This window comes from Weissella oryzae SG25 (assembly GCF_000691805.2).
Classification (GTDB): Bacteria; Bacillota; Bacilli; order Lactobacillales; family Lactobacillaceae; genus Weissella; species Weissella oryzae.
Genome location: NZ_DF820504.1, coordinates 1 through 17,757, shown reverse-complemented (window position 1 = coordinate 17,757; position 17,757 = coordinate 1). Strand labels below are relative to the sequence as shown.

General features: G+C 36.1%; 28 protein-coding genes. All 28 read right to left on the bottom strand.

Translation table 11 applies throughout. The annotated features are described in order from the left end of the window. Positions 1–325: Ig-like domain-containing protein (locus tag TT13_RS10225; protein WP_045477217.1), on the bottom strand; the 325-nt coding region annotated here is incomplete at its 3' end. A 6-nt stretch (positions 326–331) separates the two neighbouring features. Next, positions 332–1,045 carry a phage tail protein gene (locus TT13_RS10220; protein WP_027699868.1) on the bottom strand — a complete coding sequence of 238 codons (714 nt, stop codon included), beginning with the start codon at positions 1,043–1,045 and terminating at the stop codon, positions 332–334. After that, the gene (locus TT13_RS10215) at positions 1,026–1,412 is read right to left on the bottom strand and encodes a DUF806 family protein (RefSeq protein ID WP_045477214.1); all 387 of its coding nucleotides are present in this window, start codon (positions 1,410–1,412) and stop codon (positions 1,026–1,028) included. The genes TT13_RS10220 and TT13_RS10215 overlap by 20 nt, the downstream gene beginning before the upstream one ends. Beyond that, positions 1,409–1,831: an HK97 gp10 family phage protein gene (locus TT13_RS10210; protein ID WP_052348623.1), complete on the bottom strand. Its 423-nt coding sequence runs from the start codon at positions 1,829–1,831 to the stop codon at positions 1,409–1,411. Before TT13_RS10210 ends, TT13_RS10215 begins: the two co-directional genes overlap by 4 nt. Next, entirely contained in the window at positions 1,821–2,183 is a 363-nt protein-coding gene (locus TT13_RS10205) for a phage head closure protein (protein WP_027699867.1), read from the bottom strand. Before TT13_RS10205 ends, TT13_RS10210 begins: the two co-directional genes overlap by 11 nt. Further along, on the bottom strand, positions 2,173–2,508 hold the full coding sequence (locus TT13_RS10200) for a head-tail connector protein (protein WP_027699866.1): 336 nt from the start codon (positions 2,506–2,508) through the stop codon (positions 2,173–2,175). The genes TT13_RS10205 and TT13_RS10200 overlap by 11 nt, the downstream gene beginning before the upstream one ends. Before the next feature lie 58 nt (positions 2,509–2,566). Continuing rightward, positions 2,567–3,754, bottom strand: coding sequence for a phage major capsid protein (locus tag TT13_RS10195; protein WP_027699865.1), 1,188 nt, complete (start codon positions 3,752–3,754; stop codon positions 2,567–2,569). Continuing rightward, positions 3,754–4,455, bottom strand: coding sequence for a head maturation protease, ClpP-related (locus tag TT13_RS10190; RefSeq protein ID WP_052348622.1), 702 nt, complete (start codon positions 4,453–4,455; stop codon positions 3,754–3,756). The genes TT13_RS10195 and TT13_RS10190 overlap by 1 nt, the downstream gene beginning before the upstream one ends. Next, positions 4,455–5,609, bottom strand: a complete 1,155-nt coding sequence (locus tag TT13_RS10185) for a phage portal protein (RefSeq protein ID WP_242868539.1) — start codon at positions 5,607–5,609, stop codon at positions 4,455–4,457. Before TT13_RS10185 ends, TT13_RS10190 begins: the two co-directional genes overlap by 1 nt. Further along, positions 5,609–5,809: a DUF1056 family protein gene (locus TT13_RS10180; protein ID WP_027699863.1), complete on the bottom strand. Its 201-nt coding sequence runs from the start codon at positions 5,807–5,809 to the stop codon at positions 5,609–5,611. The genes TT13_RS10185 and TT13_RS10180 overlap by 1 nt, the downstream gene beginning before the upstream one ends. Next, the gene (locus tag TT13_RS10175) at positions 5,799–7,721 is read right to left on the bottom strand and encodes a terminase large subunit (protein ID WP_027699862.1); all 1,923 of its coding nucleotides are present in this window, start codon (positions 7,719–7,721) and stop codon (positions 5,799–5,801) included. The genes TT13_RS10180 and TT13_RS10175 overlap by 11 nt, the downstream gene beginning before the upstream one ends. Continuing rightward, positions 7,721–8,188 carry a phage terminase small subunit P27 family gene (locus TT13_RS10170; protein ID WP_027699861.1) on the bottom strand — a complete coding sequence of 156 codons (468 nt, stop codon included), beginning with the start codon at positions 8,186–8,188 and terminating at the stop codon, positions 7,721–7,723. Before TT13_RS10170 ends, TT13_RS10175 begins: the two co-directional genes overlap by 1 nt. A gap of 125 nt (positions 8,189–8,313) precedes the next feature. Then, entirely contained in the window at positions 8,314–8,802 is a 489-nt protein-coding gene (locus TT13_RS10165) for an HNH endonuclease (protein WP_027699860.1), read from the bottom strand. Further along, on the bottom strand, positions 8,802–9,107 hold the full coding sequence (locus TT13_RS10160; protein ID WP_027699859.1) for a hypothetical protein: 306 nt from the start codon (positions 9,105–9,107) through the stop codon (positions 8,802–8,804). The genes TT13_RS10165 and TT13_RS10160 overlap by 1 nt, the downstream gene beginning before the upstream one ends. Beyond that, positions 9,067–9,216, bottom strand: a complete 150-nt coding sequence (locus TT13_RS11395; RefSeq protein WP_190279669.1) for a hypothetical protein — start codon at positions 9,214–9,216, stop codon at positions 9,067–9,069. Before TT13_RS11395 ends, TT13_RS10160 begins: the two co-directional genes overlap by 41 nt. An 82-nt stretch (positions 9,217–9,298) precedes the next feature. Beyond that, positions 9,299–9,502, bottom strand: a complete 204-nt coding sequence (locus TT13_RS10155; protein WP_027699858.1) for a DUF378 domain-containing protein — start codon at positions 9,500–9,502, stop codon at positions 9,299–9,301. 122 nt (positions 9,503–9,624) lie between these two features. After that, a complete protein-coding gene (locus tag TT13_RS10150) occupies positions 9,625–9,963 on the bottom strand; it encodes a hypothetical protein (protein WP_027699857.1) in 339 nt (112 codons plus the stop codon). A 1,389-nt stretch (positions 9,964–11,352) separates the two neighbouring features. Then, complete coding sequence (locus TT13_RS10145) at positions 11,353–12,498, bottom strand: helix-turn-helix domain-containing protein (protein ID WP_027699856.1); 1,146 nt, start codon at positions 12,496–12,498, stop codon at positions 11,353–11,355. A gap of 29 nt (positions 12,499–12,527) precedes the next feature. Further along, positions 12,528–13,181: a hypothetical protein gene (locus TT13_RS10140; protein WP_027699855.1), complete on the bottom strand. Its 654-nt coding sequence runs from the start codon at positions 13,179–13,181 to the stop codon at positions 12,528–12,530. Between the two features lie 203 nt (positions 13,182–13,384). Beyond that, positions 13,385–13,870 carry an ArpU family phage packaging/lysis transcriptional regulator gene (locus tag TT13_RS10135; protein ID WP_045477211.1) on the bottom strand — a complete coding sequence of 162 codons (486 nt, stop codon included), beginning with the start codon at positions 13,868–13,870 and terminating at the stop codon, positions 13,385–13,387. A 72-nt stretch (positions 13,871–13,942) separates the two neighbouring features. Next, positions 13,943–14,266, bottom strand: coding sequence for an MG284/MPN403 family protein (locus tag TT13_RS10130; RefSeq protein ID WP_027699854.1), 324 nt, complete (start codon positions 14,264–14,266; stop codon positions 13,943–13,945). Further along, on the bottom strand, positions 14,266–14,403 hold the full coding sequence (locus tag TT13_RS11390) for a hypothetical protein (protein WP_190279668.1): 138 nt from the start codon (positions 14,401–14,403) through the stop codon (positions 14,266–14,268). The genes TT13_RS10130 and TT13_RS11390 overlap by 1 nt, the downstream gene beginning before the upstream one ends. 201 nt (positions 14,404–14,604) lie before the next feature. After that, a complete protein-coding gene (locus TT13_RS10125; RefSeq protein WP_027699853.1) occupies positions 14,605–14,832 on the bottom strand; it encodes a hypothetical protein in 228 nt (75 codons plus the stop codon). An 88-nt stretch (positions 14,833–14,920) separates the two neighbouring features. Then, the gene (locus TT13_RS10120) at positions 14,921–15,382 is read right to left on the bottom strand and encodes a RusA family crossover junction endodeoxyribonuclease (RefSeq protein WP_045477209.1); all 462 of its coding nucleotides are present in this window, start codon (positions 15,380–15,382) and stop codon (positions 14,921–14,923) included. Further along, entirely contained in the window at positions 15,366–15,536 is a 171-nt protein-coding gene (locus TT13_RS11385) for a hypothetical protein (protein WP_190279667.1), read from the bottom strand. Before TT13_RS11385 ends, TT13_RS10120 begins: the two co-directional genes overlap by 17 nt. Positions 15,537–15,538: 2 nt before the next feature. Next, the gene (locus tag TT13_RS10115; RefSeq protein ID WP_052348621.1) at positions 15,539–16,429 is read right to left on the bottom strand and encodes a DnaD domain-containing protein; all 891 of its coding nucleotides are present in this window, start codon (positions 16,427–16,429) and stop codon (positions 15,539–15,541) included. A 12-nt stretch (positions 16,430–16,441) separates the two neighbouring features. Then, positions 16,442–16,918: a single-stranded DNA-binding protein gene (gene ssb, locus TT13_RS10110; protein ID WP_027698797.1), complete on the bottom strand. Its 477-nt coding sequence runs from the start codon at positions 16,916–16,918 to the stop codon at positions 16,442–16,444. Further along, positions 16,908–17,594: a putative HNHc nuclease gene (locus tag TT13_RS10105; RefSeq protein WP_027699852.1), complete on the bottom strand. Its 687-nt coding sequence runs from the start codon at positions 17,592–17,594 to the stop codon at positions 16,908–16,910. The genes ssb and TT13_RS10105 overlap by 11 nt, the downstream gene beginning before the upstream one ends. Positions 17,595–17,757: the final 163 nt, after the last annotated feature.

Below are 17,757 nucleotides of genomic sequence, written 5' to 3'. Positions count from 1 at the left end.
CACTGGCTACTGTCACAATGGCTTCATTTTCAGATAAGTAAGTCATGCCTTTATTGGTTGCACTTTCAGGGCTAATAACTCCAGCAACTTGTTTAGTTTCTCCAATCTTCATTGCAATTGTTTTTGGTGAAACTGTAACACCTGTAACAGGCACATCTGCTTGAGCTTCTGTCTTAAATGAAACTGCCGTTTTGCCTTCGCTACCAGCGTAGGAAACTGAGTAATCGTCATACTGAGTTCCTGGTATTAAATCACTAATAACAATTGGTGAATCCACTGAAGATTGCACCTTACTAGCACCCTTATATAAATCAAATTTGGCCATAATTAATTAACCTCCAGTGTTGCTTGTTTGTCTGTTGTCGCGATTTTGCCGACCACCGGAATATTTACTCACTGGATTTCCACCATCGCCTGAACCGTCAGTAATCAATGTTGAAACATCAATCCCAGGGAAAAAATCTTCAAACATACGTTTCTCTGTAAATGCTGCTTCTTCTGCATAGTAATATGCACCAAAACCGTCCTTCCCGCGCTCTGCTGCTTTAATGGTTAATGCATCTTGAACTCGTTGGTCAGCAGCATTATTAGTTTGCATATTCTCTGTTGCCATTTGTGCGAGACCCTTATAAAAGCCAGCATAAACTGGCTTATCAATATCAAAGGCCTCAGCTGACTTTACCAACACTGCAATATAGGTATTATTTTTTCCAGCTGCTTCATAACCACCGTCGCCTTTTTCTTCTCGACCCAATGCACGATTTAATACTTGATAAGGAAGTGCATTGATTGTTAGTACTCCTTGAGGTGCTGCTTTACCTTGGGAAATCCAAACAATTTTGTTTGAACCGTAAATATCAGTCTGACTTCCTGACATGTTGGTCAAATTGAATCCAACAATACCTTTTGCAGTGGTCTCATCTGCTACAAAAACACCCACTTTATCCGATGCATCACCATTAATACCTTCTATACCAGTAACCACGGTATTTTTTGTGGCATCAATACGTGCCATATATGCTTTTTCAGCTCCTAATGTTGACATTAATAATCTCCTTATTTTTTGAAATAATAATAGTTGCAGTTAGTTGTGCAGTATCTGGGTCTGGAATTGCCGGCCGAACTATCTCAATTAACCAATGCTTTTTGTTTAATTGTTTTAATAGGTCAATTACTTTAGTTTCAATATCAAAACTAAGGTTAAAACCAAAGAAAATCTGAATTTGAATCTTAGAATTAAACGTTTGAAATGAATTACTAGCATAATCGTCTGGCAAAATTGTGCTGTTGCGCAAAAGAAAACACGTTTCTTTATCTGAAAAACGTGTCATATCTAACTTATTTAAATAAATTTTATCTGCCCAATTTACCAACTCTTTGACATCTAAATACGCATCATTAAGTGTACTCATAGGCTCTTTTTACCTTGAATTCCTTCTAACACCTTAGTTTGTACAATCGTTGCTTCATTCTGCGAATTAGAGATAGCTTGGTCATAAAATGAATCACCAGGTCGTTTAACAGTTCCATCATTAAGAAATCTAGCAATTCTGGCATGATTTACGTCTCGTGTACTAAAACCTACTGCCGTACTTCCATCAGCCCTTGTCTTTTCTAACTTCCCTGATACAACTGAATCTGCTAAATGTTTCATCTTTGCTGTATCTCTAGCTTCCTGATAATGTTTTGATTTAGTGACCTCGACAATGTTTCTCTTAACTACTTCAGCTCCAGCCCCCGTAATAGTTTGTCTTTCTTCAATGGTTAAATTTACTAAATCACCTACATTTTTCAGCCAATTTGAGGTCATAGATTCAAAATCATTTGGCATAAGTTTCACCTCGCTTTTCAACACGGCGTAATGTGATAACATCATAAGAATTTAAACCGTTTCCAACTCGTTCATCTGAACTATTAGTTGCTACCATAAATAAATCATCCTTAATTTTGCAATATAAACCATGCTTAATTTCTGAATTATGTCTGATAGCAATTATCTTAATTTCACTCTCGCCGAGGCCTTCTAATTCATATTGCTGAGAAATCGTTTGTTGACGATAGCCAAACCAAACTTTGAATTCAGGAACAAATTCTTGTTTCATCTGACCATTCACATCATAATCGGTATTCTGAAACGTACCAAATTCACAGCGCTGATTAAATTCTAATCCGTTAATTTTCATTAGCCTGTTCCTCCATGAATGAATCGTATCGATAACGAATCTGCCCAATAATCGAATTAACTGCTAAATTAACTGGAGACATTGGAATACTAGTGATGGAAGTTCTAGCGTTGTAATAACCGGTCGCTTGTGCGATTACGGCAGTTGTTAACATTGCTTTGACTTCTTCTATCTCAAAAAAGCTTTTATAATCTTCATCACGGCCAATTGCCCCATAAATAAAACCTTTTGCTGTATCAATATATAGACGAAGTAAGTTATCATCTTCATCTGAATCAAGTCGTAATGAAAGTTTTAGCTTATCAAATACTTCGTCATCTTTCATTTACTCTACCTTAATTGTTGCTGTAGTATCGGTCGTCACGAGTTCTTTGACGGTCGGATTAATTGCTCGCTGGCGTAGTTGATTGTTGATCAGCAATTGCCTTAAAGGAACCTGCTGCCCATGCTTCCGTATCCGTTGGGACAACATCAAAACGATCAATGACACGAACCTTAGTCGTATCAGTTTGGAATGCATTGCCGCCAATGTTTGTTGATAACAGCGACATATTCTCACGGTCAAATAACGTAGCAGCTTGCTTTAAGTCCCCAAAATATAATGGCATAAGTCCGTTTACACTTGGCAACCACTTATCAGCAATAACAATTACTTGTTTGCCTTCAATCGTCTTAATTTCCGGATTAGTTACGTTAGGTTGAATTAGATATCGTCCTTGTGCGTCCTTCACCTTAGCCAAAGCAGTAAAGCCAGACGTATTGGTCATAAACATTGAAGTCGCTTGGATAGCAGGATCAACTGTATTTAAAGCTAGCTCCTTAATGTCATCAAATTTTGTTAGAGTTGGCTTTTTTGGAACAGTATTCATTGCTGCAATAATTGCGACGTTACGAGTTACTACCGTCTTGCGAGCAATCCAAGTTGAAAGCCAAGCGAGAATATTTTCCGCAGTATCCTTTAAAAGTGAATTAGTAATTGTGTTAATACCTGCATATCGCTTAATTGTGTACTTGATAAGCGATAATTTGGGGGCATCTTGTTCTTTAATTTCTGCTTCTTCGTCATCCAATGCAGCTAGTGGTGTAATATCTGACCACTTCTCGTATACACGTGAACCAGATGCGGTAGACACAGATTCTTTGTTAACATATTGTTCCAATGAACCATACTGGCGCTTTAAAGCATTAATCGATGTTTGAACATCTACAGGAATTGTTAGCCCAATTTTATTATCATCTTCTGTCGATGAATTAATTGAATTAATAACCGTTGGATCGCCATTCATCATTCCCTTGAAGTCATTAACAAACTTAATTTTCAAATCCTTTTCAGAGGCTGACAACGGGTCCACTTCTTCCATATTTAAAATTTCGTCAGCTCGTGCGTCGACTAGACTATCATGTGCTAAATCCCGTTTAGCTTTAGCGTTAACAATCTCCGCTTGAACAGCTTGAATATCTTCAGTAGTTGCGTCCGCCATAACCATTGCCTGTGCTTTATTCTGTAGGTCAGAAACCTTTTGACCCGCTGCAACCCATGCGTCATTTAGTTCATTAATATTTACTGCCATTAAATCTCTCCTTGTAATAAAATAGCCGCTTTAGATTTAATATCTAAACGGCTAGTGTCTTCATTATTTAGTGTTTCCTGCTTTGTTTGTACAATCATTGTGCCAATCTTATTTACGACCGCATCAGGTAGCATACCATCATTCACAGAATTTGTTACCTTAGATTTGCTATCTTCAACAAACATAATTGAATCAGCGAAATGATAATCTACAGCATCTTTAGCAGTCAAAAATGTTTCATCAGACATCATCTTCAGAACATCTTCAACTGGTAATCCAGTACGTTGAACATAAGCATCTGCAATCGATTTATCAGTCTTATCAAGTAATCCAGAAATTTTTTCTAAATCGTCCTTATTACCTTGAATACTAATAGATGCTTGATGAATCATAATTTGGGCCGTTGGCGAAATATTGATTTCATCACCAGCCATAGCAATTACTGAAGCAGCACTGGCTGCCATGCCTGTTACATTAATAACTACGTGCTTATCTGATTGGCGAAGCGCTGTATAAATCTCACTAGCAGCTACGACTTCACCGCCACCTGATGACAAGTTAACAACAATTTCATCGTCATTTGCTTCGTTTAACAAATCATGAATCTTACTTGGATGAATTGCATTCAATCCTAACCAATCATAAATCCATCCTTGCTCATCGCCCATAACAGGCCCAGTTAAATTGATAATATTACTCACTATTTCTCACCTCCTTTCTTTGTTTCGACATTTGTTTCTGCAATATCTGGGAAGTCATTAGGTAGATAACCCTTTTGCTTAAGCAATAATTTCGCTTCTCCAGAAGTTAGAACGTTAGATTTAACCATTTCAGTAGTAGTTGTTAATAACGACGTATGAAGCAAATCTGATACCTGTGAGAGGTCCATTTCTATTTGGGTTTTAAACTTAAAACTCAGCTCACTTTCAATTGGTGTTGAGAATCGATTTAGTCCTCGCATATATTGTTCCATCAGCATAGTAACCGAAGATTGTTGGTCGCTTTTTCCAGCTAAGTCACTACCCTTCAAACCGTAAACTTTGGCAATTTGATCACCCGTCCAATCAGCTTGAGATAACAATTTAGAAATATCACTCTTTATTTCAAGCGGTGAATACTCTTCTAGCTGGTCTAAGACGATAGGCCCCTTTGTTGATAGTTGGCGCATAAACGATTTAGAACGCCCACGTTTATCCTTCCAATTCGATAAGCCGCCATCTTGAAGCCTTAAGATTCCTGGAGCTAAAACTGACTGATCTAGAGCTGATTTGGTTAGATCATCAGATGATTTCTTAATGCTTAACTCATTAGCAAGAGAATACAAAGGACTAAGTGCAGTTTTTCCGCCATTGGTACTCAACATTCGTAAATGGATAATATCTGAACTTGGCACGGCCTCTTTAATACCGATGTTCGGACTATCAAACGAAATATTATAAGTTAGGCCGGACCCGTCACTTAGTAAAAAAGTTTGTACCTGACTTGGTCGTAAGTATTCAAGACGTATGTCTTGTCCGTTTCTATTTCGCCAACGATAAGCAAAGGACTCACCACCTAATAACATTTGTGCATACATAGATTGCCAGAATGAGAAATTATTGGCTGTGGGTGTTGGATTATCTAGCAAAGATTTTACCTTTAAATTTTCGGTAACTAGTTTTGATAACGCCAAATCACCACTTAATTTAAAAATAACGGAGTAAATATCCGAGTTTTTTAAAGCATCTCTAGCACTCATATAAGTTGCTTGGGAAGGATTTAAAAAATTTATCACACTATCATCATCATTAATGCTAACTCCTACATTGCCAGTTAATCCTTTCTCTAAATTACCTAACACATTAAATATAGGCACTACATCTCACCCCCTCCTTTTCGTTTAGCTTCAATTTGCTCGACCAGGAGTCCTGCTAATAAGAAAGTAATAGCTAAAGTTAAATAACCCCAACCTCGCCCAAAATAAAAGCCTCCGCAGTTAAATGCACCTGCGCAGGCTATAAAAAATAGAACATCAAGAATATTCCAAATATTCGCAAATAATTGTTTAAAAATCATCGTCGCTCCAATCATATAATTCATCATCCATGACCCCGGAATCACTATTTTCACCAAATAGCCAGTCATAGCGTTCTTGTGGTGTCATTCTCTCAACTGCTTTACTAGGATTATTAATTTCTGAAAACTCCTCGAAATGATACATACTTTGATATAAAGCATCAATAATGGCATCAACCACATCAATTTTTAGCGTAGCTTTGTCTTTATCAACCTGAATACCAACCTTGTCTTCTTTAATTACTGCATTTAATAAAGCTTTTTCCATTACTTTATCATCCAAACGAGTAATTGTTTTTTCAATGAAGCCTGTTTGCAAGAATTTAGTTGGGTTCATGACGTATGGTGTAGTTTGCTTAAGTGGCAAAAACTCCCATGACAAGTTATTTTCCATACGTTTAATGTAATCAGTTGCTCCATAATAGTCATAGGCAAACAGCATTACCTGGAGGCTATTATTATCAACGTACTCTAACATATATCGATAAACCTGGTCAGGATTTATCAGTCCTTCCGGGTGTGTAGTTATTGTACATAATCCTAGTTCCTCAAGTGCACGATAATTAATACCATCTTGTTTCTCTTTTGCTTCAATAGACCCCGCCTTATTCCAAGGAATAAATGAATGCTGTTCAATATGCCACTTATTAACGCCATTTTTATCAACGTAAGGATAAACAAAAGCAAATGCAGTGTTATCGGACATCATAGAATAATCAAATCCTATATATACTTCTCTGCCCTTAACATTAAAATCTGAAATGATTGCATCTGTTACATCCTTTAATTTTAAATATGCTCGACTAGAATTCTGAAGGTAAATGTTCATAGATTTATTTTGAAATTCAGAAACTTTACCTTCAGCCATCATAGTTTCACGTAATTTTTCAAGTGAATCTATTGTGGACTGACGTCTATCAGGCATACCAATAAGTGGCGTTGATTTTTCCCACGTTTCTGGTTTAAAAACTTCTTCTTCTGAATCTTGTGACCAAACTAAAAACAATTCATAATCAAAATCTCGATTAAAATCTTGTTCCATAGCTTGTTGACCACGTTTCAAACCGTTATAGAATTCTGTATCTAAAAACTCATACGCTGTAGAAATCTTTATAAATTGGTGATACCGTACATCATTTTGCCCAGTTGTAATTCGTGAGGTATATTTTCCTGCATTTTCATCACCAGCTTCATCATAAATAGCTGTTGTGAAATGATAGCCATCAAACTTTCCTGATTCATTTGAAACTTTTACAAGCCTGTTTCTAACTTTTTTAGCAATTATCATTTTTTCTTGAACTACTATTTCTTGATTTTTAGCTAATCTTCCGAATAATGGGTCATTATCTATCAGTGAATTAATCATGTCGCTGACATACCCGTATAATTTTGACGTCTGATCAGATGTATTCGCTGCAACCAGAAAGTCTTGGTTATGTAAACCGTTAGCTTCCAAGAAAAAGGAATATGCCAATATAATAGCTGCTAAATATGTCTTACCTTGCTTTCGAGCGATACTAATACTTGCCGCAGTAAATCGCTTGTCATCTCTTCCAACAGAAGTTCGCCACCCAACTAACATTGATAGAATAAATTTTTGCCAATCCATTAATGGTAACGGCTTACCAGCATCTGGGTCAGGACAAATGCTAGCAAAATTTAGTATGCTTCTAACTTTTTTTAAATTATAAACGTACATAAAGTTGTCGTCATTCTCTTCTGAACGCATTAAATCACGAATATGTCTAAAACAAGCTAACTTAAGTTGATAACCTGCTACCTGTTTACCGTCCAAGACTTTAAAAGCATACTTAGTTCCAGTATCCCTATAGTTACGCCTAATGCTGTACGTGTTTAATGATTTGAAAACTTTTAAGACATCCTTATCTCTTGTTAAATCAATCTTTTCCACTAATCTTCACCTTGCATCCTGCGTATTGATTCCTCTAAATCAGTATCAGAATCGTCATCATTATCTTTTCCAGCTATTTCCATCAATTCAACTCGACTTTTTGGTGTCAAACCTAATTCAACAGCAATACGAGTAAGGTTTTTTATTGCTGAATCATATATTTGTGTCATAGGATTACGCTTATAACCAACAAAGTCAGTAGCAATTACATTCCCCATGTTATCTTGAACAGATTTATAAATAGCCTGAACTTCTCCATTTTCTTGAATATGTTTGTAAGCATTTCTAAAAATTTCGTACTGGGTGCAATACATCTCTACTAAATTTGAATCAATTCTGTTTACGGCTGCATTCTCTTCTAAAAAGCCGACTACTTTACGCCATATAGCCTTGGCTTGAATACCCAAATAATCAGGTGGGCGATAGGCTAAACGCCCGTCATTAACATCTTTATCGGCTTTTTTCACACTATCATCTCCTCCCTCAATTTGGGGTCCCCCCCCTACCTAAAATATTTCAAAAATTACCTCCGATACAAGACGATGAACTGTGTGCGCTCCTTTTCCTGTCAAACACACGGGGGGCTTATTTTTTAAACCTCAATCATCTTGGCTATTGTTGCGACACTTTTGATAGTTGCCGTCGTTTTAGCTTTATTACCTTGCCCTGTACCATAATACTGTTGTTCCCACTTAGTCTTTCTTGTATGACAAGCGCCACAAATCACAGCTAGATTATCTAACTTAGCTTTATCATCTGGCCTGTATTCAATTGGCACTATATGATCCACTACCTTAGCAGGTTTGACTCTTCCTCTTGCTTGGCAGTACTGACACATGTAGTTGTCACGCTCTAACACCTGTTGCCTTAGTCCAACCCATTGCTTGGTTCGATAGAAGTTTGATTGCTCACGCTTCACTTCATTACGTTTGCGATCAATCTTGTTATATCTTTGGACCATTGCTCTGTCATGCCTATTGTTCATCTCTTGCTCTAGGTCTTGATGGTCGGCACAGTATGCTCTACCATTCTTAGCCAGCTTATGACATCCAATCATTCGACATTGTTTAACTCTTGGCATTACTCTGACACACTCCACAATCTTGATAATCTGCGAATCACACTCTCCTTTGCTGGCCAAGCCTTACGAACTAACTGCCTTTCATATTCTGATAATAAATGTTCAGACTTATAATTAGCTTGCACAGACAACGGAACCACCTTTTCCGTAATATTATCTTTTACTGCGATATTCTCATTCCCCGTATATTTCTTACCGCCCTGCTTGATATAGCCTACGATAGAACTGTTAGCGTAAAGAGGAAAATATTCTGGTCGATTATACTCATTTGACCTTTGCATTCGTTCTAAAAGATTCTTCTTCATCAGTAATCTCCTTATCTAATCGTCTTAGTATTCTCAATTCTTCATCGCCAGATACTAAGCCATACTCTTTATCCTTTTTCATAGCTACACCACTCCCACCACCTTTCATTGCAAAATAAAAACGTCTGAACTTAATCAGACGTTTAATATAAATTGCATGTCATTAACTTAGATAATATTTATAATAAAAATCAATCAATACTCTTAATAAACTTAATTGCATATAGTGCGCTTAAGCCGACAAGAACATAAACAATTCGAGCTATCACATCTCCAGCGAATCCAAGACCAGAAAAAATAAATTGCACCAAATCAAATTTAAATAATCCAACAAGAAGCCAATTCAATCCACCTATTATCAATACTACTAAAGCAGTTATATCTAAAGCTTTCATAATTAAATCTCCTTTTTATAGACATCTAAATCAATGACATATCTTAATAATACCTTAAATTTACAATTTATACACTACAAAATAAAAGGGCAGCAATCAAATGATTGCTACCTTTCTGTAATTTAATAAATCATTTCATATTCTGAAGCATACTCATACATCGATTGAAATACTGTGTCTTCAAGCTTCTCTTCATTAATCTGTCCGTCTTCTTTAAATAACTTTAATTTATTAAAATCGAACTTCGATAACCACATACTAAAATCAATTATATTTACGCCAAATGGATATTTGAAAAAGGGATCTTTATTCTCCCTCTTCTCTCTACCATCAAAAGTAAAATCTCTTCCGCCAAAATTAATTGTAAAAAAAACACTCTCAAAATCTGTTATAAATTGTTCAAATAATCCATAAGAAATCTGCGTCTTCTCTCCATACATATCTGTCAACTTAATTTTCATCTAGGCAACCGCCTCTCCGTGGAACATCCTTAAAAGAATGTTATAAAAAAGGTGAAAGCATAGTACCATCACCTTTTAATCAGTATCAAATGTATCAGATGAGTTTCGAACCCATATCTTACTAAATCAGAATCTTGCATCTCACAGAACGGAGATAAAGAAATAATTGCATTACCTATTATGCTACAAATACACGTTCGTTAATATTCTTGTATCTCATTATACAAGAGGACCACTTTATAGTTATGCGCTAAGGGACTCTCGGATTAACGATCTTGTTAATGTCATTAAACATCAACAGATGTAACTATAGCATTTATCCTAATTAATAGCAAATTTATCTAAATTAAAACTTATTTAAGATAAAAGAGCCGATATTTCTATCAGCTCCATATACAACAGGTAAGAATTTGCACCTTACAAGTTTTGTTTAATCACATATTGTTGCAAAATAAAAGACACCTAACAAATGTTAGCTGCCTTTTAAGTAGCAGAAAAAAACACCATCAACAAGATAATAATAGTATTAAATAAAGTGACAGTGATTTTTTTGCTCAAACTCGAATCAAGATTTTTGACAGTTGTAACTGTTTAGTCCTCCTTTCAAAAATCATAAAAATATAGGAACGTTAGCAATAAGCTTGTGTTTACAGACATGTGTTTAGTTAGATTTGAAATTAGAATAACCATTGCTAACGGAGCTCTCGCAAAAGCTTTAACCAATACCTTTATTAAGCGTAACAAATGCTCTGAAGAGTGAGCAAAAGAAACATCACTACCTAAGTAGAGCGCTATTTATACATATTTAAAACGATGAAATAAGGAGAAGAAAGAATCATCGATTAAACTTGATATACGCTAAATAACGGTTCAAACAATTGAACAAACTCATGATAATTTGTTCAATATATTAAACAACACAATGCTAACAAATTATAAGTGAAATCGCAAGGATTATTTTTAGTCCTTTCGAACATAATATTTTCCAAAATCAATTCGCAATTTTTTATAATCAACCTAAAAATAAAAGACATCTAGCAAACGTTAGATGTCTTGATATTATTCATTCCTGGGCTCTATCCAGCTCAGCTAAATGAATATGGAATTACTAATCCACATAGGGTTATAACTAAATAGTTTTTTATCTAAATTTTGAGAGAGAAAATAAATAAATTGTTGTGGACTAGTAAACTACACAAGCATATCATCAAATAAAAATATCAACAATATAATATTAATGGCCATCATCTATACCATTAACTTATTTTATTCAATTTTTGAACAATATCATAATATAACGATTTTACTCCACCGTGCCTACAATAAAACTCCAGTCTACCTATAATTTGAACCTCAAAAAAAGGACCACAAATGTGATCCTCAAATATTCTAACCATAAAGTTTCATTTTAAATTGTTCACTTGAATCTTCCATATGTTCTTGACCAAACCAAGAATTCTTAAATATTAATCCTCGACTTCTAAAGTCCGTTAAAAAATCATCCAAAGAAGACTTTTTATACTGTAATGCGGCTCTTATATAACTAGGTATTTCTACTGGTATTATATCATCATATGGTTCCTTCTTTCGCCAGCCATTTCGCGAAAGTTCTTGCATTAAAGAAATGTACCTTGACTTCGAAATATACTTGCTATTGTAGCTTCTAAATAAAATAGCTTGCATAGAAATTTTCCACTTCTTTTTTATCTCTTTGATATTGTTAATATTTACCCCAGACAGTAGCTCGAATCCCAATTCATACTCAGAAATAAGAAATGTATTAGCAAATTGATTTGCTTCTTGTTCAATTCGCTTATGAATCTCAGTATCATTTATCACATTCTTAGCAAACTTTGAGTGCATTATTATGTGTCCAAGTTCATGTAAAATATCGAATCTAATTCGAACACTAGATCTACCATCATTATTAACAGCAATGTAATACCTTCCATCTATGTTCATAGTGAAGGCGTCCACACCATGTACTCCAAAATCATCAAGGACAATCCTAATACCTAATTTTTCAACTAGTTTCGTTACATTAGAAATAGGCCCACTACCGATGCTTAAATATTTCTTTACTTGGAGGACCATTTCATCAATTTCATCAAAATCCGTAAGCTCAAAAACATCATTTTTTTTAGGATTCTTAATCATTTCCGCTAATTTGAAATATGGTAAATTAAACCTACTAGAAATCATATGTTCAACCTGTGCATACAAAATAGCTTGATTTTTTACACTATTCATTATGACCTTCGGAGTTGTTGCTTTCTTTCTAAAAAATACTGCCTGATTTTGCTTAGAGTCTTCTTCAATTCCGTCATGAATAAAATAAAAATACTGCTTTGGAATTTTTAATGTTGCCGAAATGTCCTCCAGTTGTTGAAATTGAGGATTAACCTCACTTTTTTCCCATCTGGACACTAAAGATTGTGATACATGAACAGCTTCAGCAAGTTGTGTTGCACTGTATCCTCTTAGCTTTCTTATGAATTTTAGGTTATCGCCGATGAATCTCATTGTTTTGTCCATAAGAACCACCTCCAAATAACCATAATACACTATCTGTCAAGATTAATTGTTTTCTTTTCTTCTTGTTCATTGCCAAAGTCATTATGATCAAACTCAACAGACTCAGGTTCAACAGACTCATCGTTTACTAACTTCTTATTACGTTCAATCAAGCAATTAATACTTTGACCAACTTGCCAGTGGCCTTCTGATGGTATACCCAAAATAACAAAATCCAATTCCCCATAACCACCAAAGTTTAATTCAATCAAAGGCTTTTCATCATTTTCGTTGAACTCATCTCCAAAATCCAAAAGCATTTCAAGCGGATTATTAACTTGTTTTCTTTTTTTTGCTTTTCTTGAAACTTCATTCGCATTTGCAGTTAAATTAACTCGAAGATCAAATCCATCACCAATGAAAGCATGGTGCGGATATGATTTATTCTCCGGTTTTATAATTAAAGCTGTCATTGGCAAAAGTTTTCTGTCACACAACTCCTTAATCTTTGAATTTGCTAGCCAGCCCCAATGTCTAGAAAATATATCCTTCTTACGCAAATCATCTTCATTCGGAAAATATTCACTAACTATTCTTTTGGTGTCAGCCAAAGCACCTTCTATAGTCCTAACCATTAATTCTCTCTGTAAAGGTGTGAACTTATCATATAGCACGCTTCCATTTTTGGATGTATTTTTCGTCATGGCATCTCCTAAACAATTTACATACTTCTGTTATCGTTATTACCATTATACAACTTTTCTAAAATTTTACCACCAATCAAGAAAGCCTTTCAAATCAACTAATTTATGAACAATTATTTTTTAGACTTGTTATATTTTTAATTAGATGATTAATTAATTACTTTTTAAATATAATTGATTTTCAAAAAATCTAAATTCTAAAATTACCTATATTTATATTCTGAACTTTCTGGGTCAAAAGGTAGTTCAGACTTACTCTTATCCTTCACACCCTCGAGGACAAATACTCTTAAATCTTCAACATCAGCAAACGCCCAAACAAACTGCAAAAATGCTTCTCGAATAAGTTGATAACCTCGGCTTTCAGAATAGCCCATTTGTTCGAATATCTTATTCCACTTCACCATTTTGAAATATCTCAATTCGATAATCTTTCTATGCGGAAACTTCAGAGTCTTACATGCTTCAATAACTTCTTCTAAAATCATTTCAGCGTAAGCGTGGTTAGTTAGCTTCTCATCAGTTGCATTGTTAATGCTACGACTTGAAGGCATACCACTGATGATTCGTGACTTAACATCAACATAAGATTTATGAGCCATTCTTTTAATCGTAGGTAATTCTTTATCAAAAAAGTACCTAGCTTTTTCAACAGTTCTTGCTTCATCTATTTCTGGTAACAGTACCACAACCTACGCCCTCCATGATAAAATAAAGTTACTAGATATATCCTCATGGCGCTGACTTCGGTTGGCGCTTTTTTATTTATCCAAGCACAGAAATCCAAAATCACTAGCTAAATCTGCAAACTCTAATAATGCCTTCTTCTTATGCCGGTAATATGTCGAGTCTGACCAGTAATCTAATCTCTCCATTACTTGGTTATTACTCAACTCTTTAATGAATTTCAGCTCAATAATTTTACTGCTTTCATCTTGCATAACTTCCAATACGCTTTTAACTAAATCCACTATGCGTTGGAATTCTGGCTCGTGAAACGCGGCTGCACGTCTGTTAGCTATCCTGAAGTCTGTCTCAAACCATTTGCGTATCTTGCCGAGACGTTTAATCTCTCGTTCTGCCATCACTTAACTCCTAATCCTGACTTCAAACCCACAATAAAATCATATGGCATTAATAAATCTTCACTAAACGTATGATTTTTCATATTGTTAATGATTATTTTCAACATTGCTTCCCGCTTATCTTTAGTCGTTGTCATCTTCTTCCACCTCAATTTTCATCACCTAGCAGCGACCAACTGCCATAAATAACTAGTGCAGCTCCAAAGATAATCATTCCACGAATCATCCAGGGATGTGTGCAAGTAAACATCCAAAGCTTCCACAACATCAGTAATCCCTCCTATCAACATCTTCAAAGTAGACCTCTTCAAGACCGTTGTATTTTGCATCTTCCATAGCTAGAACTCCTTTGCTTTGTTTCTTGACTCGATACTGTTCAATCGTCCTTGCTTGCTACTTTTTAACTCCCGAATCTGTTCCGTGCTAAGCTTTGGTTTAGAGTCAACCTTGATTACACTGCCAAATTCGTCATAAACATTTGGGTCTGATTTCTGAAAGCTATAATGTAAAAGTCCGCCAGCGGTTGGGTCATATTTATTAACCCAATCATCATTTTTTATTTTCATATTCAAACGGGTTCACAGTCTTTTCACCCTCGACTGATAGTTTTACTAAATAATAAACATGTTTTTCACGTTTAAATCTAACAAAGTGTTACACATTTAACCGCATAGCATCTTCTTTAGTGCCTTGTTCTAATTCAATTACATCAACCACAATGCATGGTTTATCACTGTAGAGCTTCTTGGCCACAATCTCGACAATCTGATTATCATCATGCCAAAAAACATCGTTTAAACCATCTTCAAATGCCTTCAAGTAATTTGATAAATCGGGCTTTTTAACTGGAAACCATTTATTAGCCTTAATAAGCGCTCTCTGCCATTTTGTAGTTGCTTTGGGTATTTCCCTATAAAAGGTAACTTCTAGCCTTAGCGGCACATCTGCTGCGGAAATATTGTTATTTTTAGCTAACCCTAGTCCAACCGCTCTAAGGAGCTTTTTAAACTTGGCTGTTTTTGGTGGGTCATAGACACTTGTAAAATTACCCCGCCTAGAAAACCTCGGTCGCTCTTGTTGCTGTGGTGCTAAAGCAATTTCATAGTGCCATTGCATCAGTCACCCGCTCTTCATCAGATACCTGACTAACGATTACTTCTGTGCAACCGATATTTTGATAAGCCTCGGCTAATTTTTCGGCTTGCTGCTTGGTGTTCCGAAAAGTCTCGCTCTTAGCACCGTAAATATTTATAAAGCTAATTTGATACATAACTATGTTTCCTCTTTCTGTTTAAACCGTTTGTTCAAACTATCTAACGCCTGTTGCGCAGCTGCTAAGTCTTCGCTACTTGCTGGGGCAACATTTTGCTCTTCAAAGTTTGGTCGAGCTTCTTTAACTTTTGGAGTTTTACGATTTCTACTCCATGTAGCCTTTTGGTTAGCTCGTTGTAAGTCGAGTGCTTCAATCTCTGCAACATTTTTAATGCCTTTGTCGTACCAATCCTTCAATGGTTTCTTAGCATAGTTCCAAGTTGGAACCCCATTCTCAACCGCACGACTAAGTGCCTTTATGATGATGTTAGCTGACTCTTGTTGGTCATTTGTCAGCCCATTAAAGTCATTCATCTCATTTCGCAACTCTTCAGCAATTAGTCCACCAATCATGCCGAAGCCATTGCTTTGGAAAAAATTAGCTACTTGCACTTCTGGTTTTGGCAGCAGCGGCTTATCTTTAGTATTTAAGTCATTAGTAATATCAGTACTTGGTATATAAGTACTTAGTAGCTTCTGGTTTTCCACATCTGGATAACCCACATCTGGATAATCCACATCTGGGTTTTCAGTATCTGGACTGTTCAAAAACTTTTTAGAATCAGAAACTTCTTTTTGCCAACGAATTACTTTCCCTTTTTCGTCAGTTATTCGCCTATTAACAGCATATCCTGCCGCTTCTAGCTCACCCCAAGCTCCACGAGTTGAGTCACGACCATTCTTAGAGTTCTTAGCTATCTCTTCAAAGTAAATCACCCAGTCATCTGGTAACATCATCAAGTAACTAAGTAAGCCTTTAGCTTGTAACGTTAGGTCCTTATCCTTCAGAAAGTCATTATTAATAATCGTGAAGTTAGAGCTCGACTTTTTACGTTTAATAGTCTGCCTCATTTATCAAAACCTCTAAAATGGTAAGTCATCATCTGAAACTTGAACCTCTTGTCCTATGCCAAATGGGTCATTATTCACTGGTGACTGTTGGTTGTTGCCAAATGAGTTGTTATTAGCTTGATTATCAAAGCCAGGATTATTGTTCGCCCCTTGTTTTACCTGACGGTCAGCCCGACTTTCAAGGAAAGTGAAACTATCAACTACAACTTCCGTAACATACCGTCTTTGACCACTTTGATCATCATAAGAGCGAGTTTGTAACCTACCCTCAATGCCAACTAGTGAACCCTTACCAAAGAAATTCGCAAAGTTTTCTGCTGGTTTACGCCAAATAACTGCGTTAATAAAATCAGCTTCACGCTCTCCATTTCCATTTTTAAACTGACGGTCAACCGCAAGCGTAAAACTTGCTACAGCCATACCTGATTGTGTGTAGCGCAGCTCAACATCTTTTGTTAAGCGCCCTGTTAGGACAACCCTATTTATCATGGTCTAATTCCTCCATTCGTTTCTTAGTCATAATGCCAAGCCTGATTAAGTCTTCTGGCTTTAAAGTGACACCTACTACGTGATATTCAGCCGAGAAGCTTGGCCAACCCATGTTATGTGCTAACTGATGATGTTCCCGACATAAAGCAATCAGCCTACGGCCTCGATGGTCAACTAAGTTACGGTCATTCCCTCGTCCAACAGCATCTATGTGATGTACATCTGCATGTTTGCCACAGATAACACATGAACGATACTTTAATGACTGATACATATAGGCCTCCAAGTCGTCTTGATATTCAAGCGCACTCTTACTCATCGGCACATGATGTCTTAGTGCATATTCAAGTAAGAACGTTATAAATTCACGAGCTGTGGTCATATCGACAGTCGCAAAACTAAAGTATTCGTGACCAGTTTCAGCTTCAAAGAAATACTTCATCCACTCTTTCATCTCGTCAGGAAAATACCCGAAATAGTTAGCCATTTCACCCATGATTGCATAGGCTTTTTTACGTTGAACTGGACTTATATGTCTATCATCTGAAATCTGTAGCACAGCTTCCGGTTGTTCAACTGTTGTATACAGGGACAAGCTAGCCAGCTCTTCAAGGCTTTCAACAGATAAAGTCACCTTATGGCCTGAAATGCCTGTGATACGCCCCCATAGCTCCATAAGCTAAGCCTTTGAACCTTTAACAGCTTCAACATACTTAATAACATCTTGATAAGCTATGTCTGGGTTCATCTGCCGCCACTTAGCTGCTTGTTCATTAGTCGCTGAATACTGCTGCTGAGCTTTAACAATAGTAGCTTCCACAATTGCTCTCTGGTGCTCC

What these genes read in the sequence shown, in the direction of transcription:
- TT13_RS10220 (WP_027699868.1), bottom strand. Translation starts at nt 1,045, where the DNA reads ATGTCAACATTAGGAGCTGAAAAAGCATATATGGCACGTATTGATGCC.
- TT13_RS10215 (WP_045477214.1), bottom strand. Translation starts at nt 1,412, where the DNA reads ATGAGTACACTTAATGATGCGTATTTAGATGTCAAAGAGTTGGTAAAT.
- TT13_RS10210 (WP_052348623.1), bottom strand. Translation starts at nt 1,831, where the DNA reads ATGCCAAATGATTTTGAATCTATGACCTCAAATTGGCTGAAAAATGTA.
- TT13_RS10205 (WP_027699867.1), bottom strand. Translation starts at nt 2,183, where the DNA reads ATGAAAATTAACGGATTAGAATTTAATCAGCGCTGTGAATTTGGTACG.
- TT13_RS10200 (WP_027699866.1), bottom strand. Translation starts at nt 2,508, where the DNA reads ATGAAAGATGACGAAGTATTTGATAAGCTAAAACTTTCATTACGACTT.
- TT13_RS10195 (WP_027699865.1), bottom strand. Translation starts at nt 3,754, where the DNA reads ATGGCAGTAAATATTAATGAACTAAATGACGCATGGGTTGCAGCGGGT.
- TT13_RS10180 (WP_027699863.1), bottom strand. Translation starts at nt 5,809, where the DNA reads ATGATTTTTAAACAATTATTTGCGAATATTTGGAATATTCTTGATGTT.
- TT13_RS10165 (WP_027699860.1), bottom strand. Translation starts at nt 8,802, where the DNA reads ATGCCAAGAGTTAAACAATGTCGAATGATTGGATGTCATAAGCTGGCT.
- TT13_RS10160 (WP_027699859.1), bottom strand. Translation starts at nt 9,107, where the DNA reads ATGAAGAAGAATCTTTTAGAACGAATGCAAAGGTCAAATGAGTATAAT.
- TT13_RS11395 (WP_190279669.1), bottom strand. Translation starts at nt 9,216, where the DNA reads ATGAAAGGTGGTGGGAGTGGTGTAGCTATGAAAAAGGATAAAGAGTAT.
- TT13_RS10155 (WP_027699858.1), bottom strand. Translation starts at nt 9,502, where the DNA reads ATGAAAGCTTTAGATATAACTGCTTTAGTAGTATTGATAATAGGTGGA.
- TT13_RS10150 (WP_027699857.1), bottom strand. Translation starts at nt 9,963, where the DNA reads ATGAAAATTAAGTTGACAGATATGTATGGAGAGAAGACGCAGATTTCT.
- TT13_RS10145 (WP_027699856.1), bottom strand. Translation starts at nt 12,498, where the DNA reads ATGGACAAAACAATGAGATTCATCGGCGATAACCTAAAATTCATAAGA.
- TT13_RS10140 (WP_027699855.1), bottom strand. Translation starts at nt 13,181, where the DNA reads ATGACGAAAAATACATCCAAAAATGGAAGCGTGCTATATGATAAGTTC.
- TT13_RS10130 (WP_027699854.1), bottom strand. Translation starts at nt 14,266, where the DNA reads ATGGCAGAACGAGAGATTAAACGTCTCGGCAAGATACGCAAATGGTTT.
- TT13_RS11390 (WP_190279668.1), bottom strand. Translation starts at nt 14,403, where the DNA reads ATGACAACGACTAAAGATAAGCGGGAAGCAATGTTGAAAATAATCATT.
- TT13_RS10125 (WP_027699853.1), bottom strand. Translation starts at nt 14,832, where the DNA reads ATGAAAATAAAAAATGATGATTGGGTTAATAAATATGACCCAACCGCT.
- TT13_RS10120 (WP_045477209.1), bottom strand. Translation starts at nt 15,382, where the DNA reads ATGCAATGGCACTATGAAATTGCTTTAGCACCACAGCAACAAGAGCGA.
- TT13_RS11385 (WP_190279667.1), bottom strand. Translation starts at nt 15,536, where the DNA reads ATGTATCAAATTAGCTTTATAAATATTTACGGTGCTAAGAGCGAGACT.
- TT13_RS10115 (WP_052348621.1), bottom strand. Translation starts at nt 16,429, where the DNA reads ATGAGGCAGACTATTAAACGTAAAAAGTCGAGCTCTAACTTCACGATT.
- ssb (WP_027698797.1), bottom strand. Translation starts at nt 16,918, where the DNA reads ATGATAAATAGGGTTGTCCTAACAGGGCGCTTAACAAAAGATGTTGAG.
- TT13_RS10105 (WP_027699852.1), bottom strand. Translation starts at nt 17,594, where the DNA reads ATGGAGCTATGGGGGCGTATCACAGGCATTTCAGGCCATAAGGTGACT.